Origin of the sequence: uncultured Abyssibacter sp. (assembly GCF_964000955.1) — a bacterium.
Taxonomy (GTDB): Bacteria; Pseudomonadota; Gammaproteobacteria; order Nevskiales; family OUC007; genus Abyssibacter.
The window spans coordinates 1-4,725 of the sequence record NZ_CAXFCL010000205.1 but is presented as its reverse complement, the minus strand read 5'-3'; the positions used below and the strand labels follow the sequence as shown (position 1 = coordinate 4,725).

The window sequence follows — 4,725 nt, the reverse complement described above, 5'->3', positions numbered from 1 at the left end:
TTGAACATGAACAGGCCTTCGACCGTGTGGCCGGCCTCCAGCAGGCGATGCGCCGCGACGGCGGAATCCACGCCGCCGGACAGGCCGACGATGACCAGGCTCATGGCGCGAGGTGATGGAGCAGGGCGAGCGGATGACGAACGCCGGCCAACCAGTCCTCGACGCAGCGCAGCACCATGGGGCTGCGCAGGGGCGCGGTCGGTGTTCGCAGCTCATCGGGCTCGGCCCAGAACGCGCGGACAATTCCGTCATCCAGTTCCTTGCTGGCGGGTTCGGGGTCGACGCCGCCCGAGAAGGTTACGCGGACGAAAGTGTCCGGCGCGGTGTCCTCCGGAGTCTCGCCGCGGGACCAGACGTAGATGCCCAGCAGCGTCGACGGATGAAAGCGATAACCCGTCTCCTCGAACGTTTCCCGGATGACGGCGTCGATCAGCGTTTCGCCCGGTTCCCAGTGACCTGCGGGCTGATTCCATTCCAGGCCGTTGCGGGTCTGTTCCTCGACCAGCAGGAAACGACCCTGGCGCTCAACAACGGCCGCGACGGTGACGTGCGGGTGCCAGCTCACAGCTGGCCTTGCTGCCTCAACCGGTACCAGCCCTGCGGATCGGGTCGGCCCAGTGAGCCGCTGATGAGATTGCCAAGCACCGGGTCGGCGGTGGAGCGCAGTTTCAGGCGGCCGTCCAGCGCATAGCTGCGCGCGACGGGATCGACCCGCACCGTGCCTTCCAGCGCGACCGGGCCGCCGGTGTCGGACAGCGTGCCGACCAGCGCCTGCTCCTCCAGCACGAACCGGGCTTCGAAATCGCCCAGGGCGTAGTTCTTCGGCCCGAAGGCCCAGGCCAGATCCCTGACCGTGACGGTGCCGTCGACATCGCTGAACCGGTCGGCTGACAGCCTCAGCGAACGGACATCCAGGCTGGCTCCGCCGCCGATGCCGATGCCGTCGAGTTCGGCGATGCCGAGCAGATCGGTGATGTTGAAGCGGCCCTGCACGGCGCTGAGTTGCACGGTTCCCCAGGGTGTGACGGACACCTCGCCGGTGACGGGACCGCGGGCGACATCGGCCTGAACGAGGCCGGCGAAACGCAACAGCAGCAGCTTCCACGGCTGCCAGTCCCAATGCGCGTCCTCGGCGACCGGACGGTTCTGGAAAAAGATGCTGTCGACCTTCGCATCGACGATGGTGCCGGTGATGCCGTGCAGCGTGACCGGCGATTCCGCCGGCGCTACCCAGCCGTAGACGGTCCGGACCGGGAGGAAGATCACCAGCCCGATGACGAAGGCGACCAGAAACGCGACGATCAGACGGGTCATTGGCGAGCCAGTCCCAGCCGCGCCTCGACCTGGCCGGGCTGCGTTTGCGAGCCGACATCGGCCGAATCCACGGTCATGCCATGGCGGGATTCGAGTTGGTGCAGCCAGCGCACGGTCCGGTTGAATTCCACGCCTTCCAGCCAGACTCGGACGCGATCGTCGCCTTCCGGCTGTACGCGGCGCACACCCTGGCCGAGGCCAGCGGATTTGCCGGTCTGGTCGACCACGGCCAGCAGCGAGCGATTCTGTGCCGCCGCCGTCGTCGGCGCACCGGAGGACGCGGTGGCCTGGCGCGCCAGCGGGGCGGCAGCGGCGAGTTCCGCCGCCAGCGAGCGTTCCACTTCCAGCTGGGAGGCGACGCGTTCGCGGCCCATCGCCAGCGGCTCCCAGATCAGCAGGTAGTAGAGCAGGGCGACCAGCACCGCGGCGCCACCGCTGACCAGCCGACGCTCGCGGGGCTCCAGAGCCAGGTAGCGCGCCTTGAGCGATTCCAGGGCGGGCGTCATGCCGAGGTCACCGGTGACAGACGCAGGCGCACCTTCACACCATCGCTGGCCGCATTGGCCGACAACACTTCGAACTCTACCCCCGACTGCTTGGAAAACTCCCCGCGCAGTGTTTCCAGTGCCTGCAGGTCATCGCCTTCCAGGCTCAGGAACAAGGTTCCGTCCCGGAACTGCAGTTCCGAAATCGTGAACTCCGCGCCGCTGGCGAACGCCTGACGTGTCTGGTCGAGCAGAAACAGAAAACCGGTTGCACCCTTCGGGTTCTGCAGAGCGCGGAGCTGCTGCTCCAGCTGGGTGCGAACCTCGACGATGCGCTGCTCGGCGGGGAACAGCTCGCGGAATGTCTGAATGTTGGCCTGCTCCAGCGTCGTCAGCTCCGCCTGCTGGCGGGCAAGGTCGACTGCCTGATAGATCGTTCCCAATCCGATGAGCAGGCCGGCCAGCACGGCAGCCGTCAGCCAGGGCCTCCACCATTGGGATTGTTCAGAGGCCGGCCGGAAGGCGCCCTGGAGCAGGTTCAGCGCGTGCGGCTGCAGGCTCCAGCGGGCCAGATGTTCCAGGCCGTTGCTGATGCGTTCCTCCGCGGTGCCGGCGAGCGCGGCATCGGGTCGCGCCGCGCCTTCCACCAGCAGCAGCCTGGGCGGCGTGTCCGTGCCGAGACGGCCCATGACGATCGGCAGCAGCGCCTCATCCACCGCGGCGCACTGTTGCCGGTCGCGGAGCAGAATGCGATCGGTTTCGATCCACAGGACGGCGGCCTGGTCGGCGTCGGGTGGCAGCAGCTGGGCGTCGATATGGGCCGCATCGACACGGGCAGGCGACTCGTCAAAGGCGGCGAGGTAGGCGGCGAGACGCTCGCTGCGCATCGCGGCCACGTTGTGTTCTCCCGTCGGGGTCTTGCCGCCCAGCGCGAAATGCATCGCGTCCACGTCGTCGGCCAGCTGTTCTTCCAGCGCATAGGGCAGGGCCTGCATCAGCCGCGCGCGCTGGCGGATGGGCAGGTCCACACTGGTGACCAGCGCGTCCTCGGCAGGGAGCATCAGCACGATGCGATCGTCCGACGTCGCCGTCTCGATCAGCGAGGACAGCGGACCGCGTGTCGCGGCGTCGAACTCCCCCGAGCTGTGCCGCGTGATGCAAGCGGCGCTGGCATCCGGGCCGGGGTGGCTCAGGCGAATGAACAGGGTTCGGCGCACGGATCTTCGGTGAATGCAATCAGAGTGGACGGATCATGCGAACGGCATGCCTGCCGACGGCGGTTTGATCCGAGTCAAAGCGTATCCCGGCTTTGGTAGACGACACGCGCCTGACCTTGCGCGCTTCGAAAGACAAGAGAGTACAGCCTCACCCGACCTCTGCCAATCGTGGCTTCGCCCTGGATCAGGAAATAGTTCGTGCTCACGGACAGTCCCTGAACGTCCACGGCCGGGCCCAGGATGGCGTCGTTGGTCACGACATCCAGTGTCTCGGCCGGTTCCTCCGCGCGCGTCTCCACAAAGGCGGCGACGTCGCCAGGGGACGGGTTGTTGCTCATGGCGAGCAGCAGTTCCGCCGGCGCCGTGTTGATATTGATCGCGGTCTCTTCGGGTAGCGCGGTGACGAATGGCAGCAGCGCCTGGAACAGTTCGGGTGACACGCCTTCGACCAGGCGGAGTTCCGTGACGCTGGTGAACGGTCGATTCGCCGCGCGGTAGGCCGGCGAGCGGGAGAAGTAGATGCCGTCCTCCGCGCCTCCGGGAAAGCGGGGTTCCACGTCCGGGTCGATCCAGTCCTGGATCGCGGAGACCAGCTGCTCCGGATCGGGTGTCGGTGCGCTCCCGTCCAGGCGGATGTTGAGAATCAGGCGCTTGAAGATCTCGACGTACAGCGGTTCGGCACTGGCCAGGTTGTTGAGGTTGAAACGACCCTGCAAATCCGCGATGCGACCGGTGACGACGCCGTTGTCGACGGGCAGGTAGTCCACCGGTGTGGCCCAGAACTCGCCGAGATGGTCGATGTTGTTGTCCTGCCCGTCCTTCTCCAGCAGCGTCGTGGCCCAGTCGGCGACACCGCGTGCAACCCACCAGGCCTGCTCGGAATGTTTCAGGGCTTCCGTGCGATGAAACGAGACATTCTGGCGATAGGCCAGCGAGGCGGCGGCAATGCTGGCCAGCGCCATGACGAAGATGGCGGTCAGCACCGCCACGCCGCGTTGCCGGCGACCGCTCATGTCGAGGTCTCGGTGGTGGTGATGCGATAAAGCGCCCGCAGCTCCCCCCAGCGCCGTGTCTCGAACCGCAGCTCGATCACCTGCGGCGTCGCGGCCAGATCGGTGCCTCCGGTGGTCGGGTCCGGCACCGGCCACTGTTCCGTCCATTCCTTTTGCCCGTCCAGAAAGCGCCACTGCAGGCTGATCACGTCATCCAGCAGCACGACCTCGCTGACCTGAGTGTCCTGGACTCGGTCGAGCTGTGCCCACGAATAGCGGATCAGCTCCTCGTCCTCCAGCCCGTAGGCGACACGCTCCAGACTGCTCACGCTAAGATTCATGGGGTTACGTCGACCACCTCGAGTAAATTCGAGGTCTTGCGTGTCGGTTAGGAAGACCGCGGGACGCGGATCGCCGAACTCGTCGCGGATGGCGCGCGCACGAATTTGCTCGATGTCCTGTTCCAGGCGGAACAGGGCCATTTGCAGCGATCGCGTGTCGTCCAGCGATTCCTCGATGTCCGCCCGCGAGTTCAGCACGGTCATCAGGCCGCCGTAGGCCATCGCCGAGAAGATCACGAAGATGGCGATCGCCACCATCAGTTCGAGCAGCGTGAAGCCCCGCATCCGGTGTTGTTGGATGGTGGCACTCATGGCTTGGGCAGAAAGCCGGACAGCTCGGCCGCCTGACGCTCGTCGGCGAAGGCGGCGACATCGA

The 4,725-nt window shown here is 66.5% G+C and carries 7 protein-coding genes; all 7 read right to left on the bottom strand.

The window, feature by feature from the left end; genetic code table 11:
- A partial coding sequence (locus tag ABNS06_RS09915) for a hypothetical protein (protein WP_348674316.1) occupies nucleotides 1-104 on the bottom strand: 104 nt, incomplete at its 3' end.
- A complete protein-coding gene (locus tag ABNS06_RS09910; protein ID WP_348674315.1) occupies nucleotides 101-565 on the bottom strand; it encodes an NUDIX hydrolase in 465 nt (154 codons plus the stop codon). The genes ABNS06_RS09910 and ABNS06_RS09915, both read right to left, overlap by 4 nt.
- Nucleotides 562-1,314, bottom strand: a complete 753-nt coding sequence (locus ABNS06_RS09905; RefSeq protein ID WP_348674313.1) for a type II secretion system protein N — start codon at nucleotides 1,312-1,314, stop codon at nucleotides 562-564. The genes ABNS06_RS09910 and ABNS06_RS09905 overlap by 4 nt, the downstream gene beginning before the upstream one ends.
- A complete protein-coding gene (gene gspM, locus ABNS06_RS09900; protein ID WP_348674312.1) occupies nucleotides 1,311-1,820 on the bottom strand; it encodes a type II secretion system protein GspM in 510 nt (169 codons plus the stop codon). Before gspM ends, ABNS06_RS09905 begins: the two co-directional genes overlap by 4 nt.
- On the bottom strand, nucleotides 1,817-3,016 hold the full coding sequence (gene gspL, locus ABNS06_RS09895; protein ID WP_348674311.1) for a type II secretion system protein GspL: 1,200 nt from the start codon (nucleotides 3,014-3,016) through the stop codon (nucleotides 1,817-1,819). Before gspL ends, gspM begins: the two co-directional genes overlap by 4 nt.
- A gap of 74 nt (nucleotides 3,017-3,090) precedes the next feature.
- Nucleotides 3,091-4,029, bottom strand: a complete 939-nt coding sequence (gene gspK / locus ABNS06_RS09890) for a type II secretion system minor pseudopilin GspK (protein ID WP_348674310.1) — start codon at nucleotides 4,027-4,029, stop codon at nucleotides 3,091-3,093.
- Complete coding sequence (gene gspJ, locus ABNS06_RS09885) at nucleotides 4,026-4,661, bottom strand: type II secretion system minor pseudopilin GspJ (RefSeq protein ID WP_348674308.1); 636 nt, start codon at nucleotides 4,659-4,661, stop codon at nucleotides 4,026-4,028. The genes gspK and gspJ overlap by 4 nt, the downstream gene beginning before the upstream one ends.
- Nucleotides 4,662-4,725 lie beyond the last annotated feature (64 nt).

Bases quoted from the DNA above. Each gene is read 5' to 3' on its own strand.
- gspM (WP_348674312.1), bottom strand. From the start codon at position 1,820: ATGACGCCCGCCCTGGAATCGCTCAAGGCGCGCTACCTGGCTCTGGAG.
- gspJ (WP_348674308.1), bottom strand. From the start codon at position 4,661: ATGAGTGCCACCATCCAACAACACCGGATGCGGGGCTTCACGCTGCTC.
- gspK (WP_348674310.1), bottom strand. From the start codon at position 4,029: ATGAGCGGTCGCCGGCAACGCGGCGTGGCGGTGCTGACCGCCATCTTC.
- ABNS06_RS09905 (WP_348674313.1), bottom strand. From the start codon at position 1,314: ATGACCCGTCTGATCGTCGCGTTTCTGGTCGCCTTCGTCATCGGGCTG.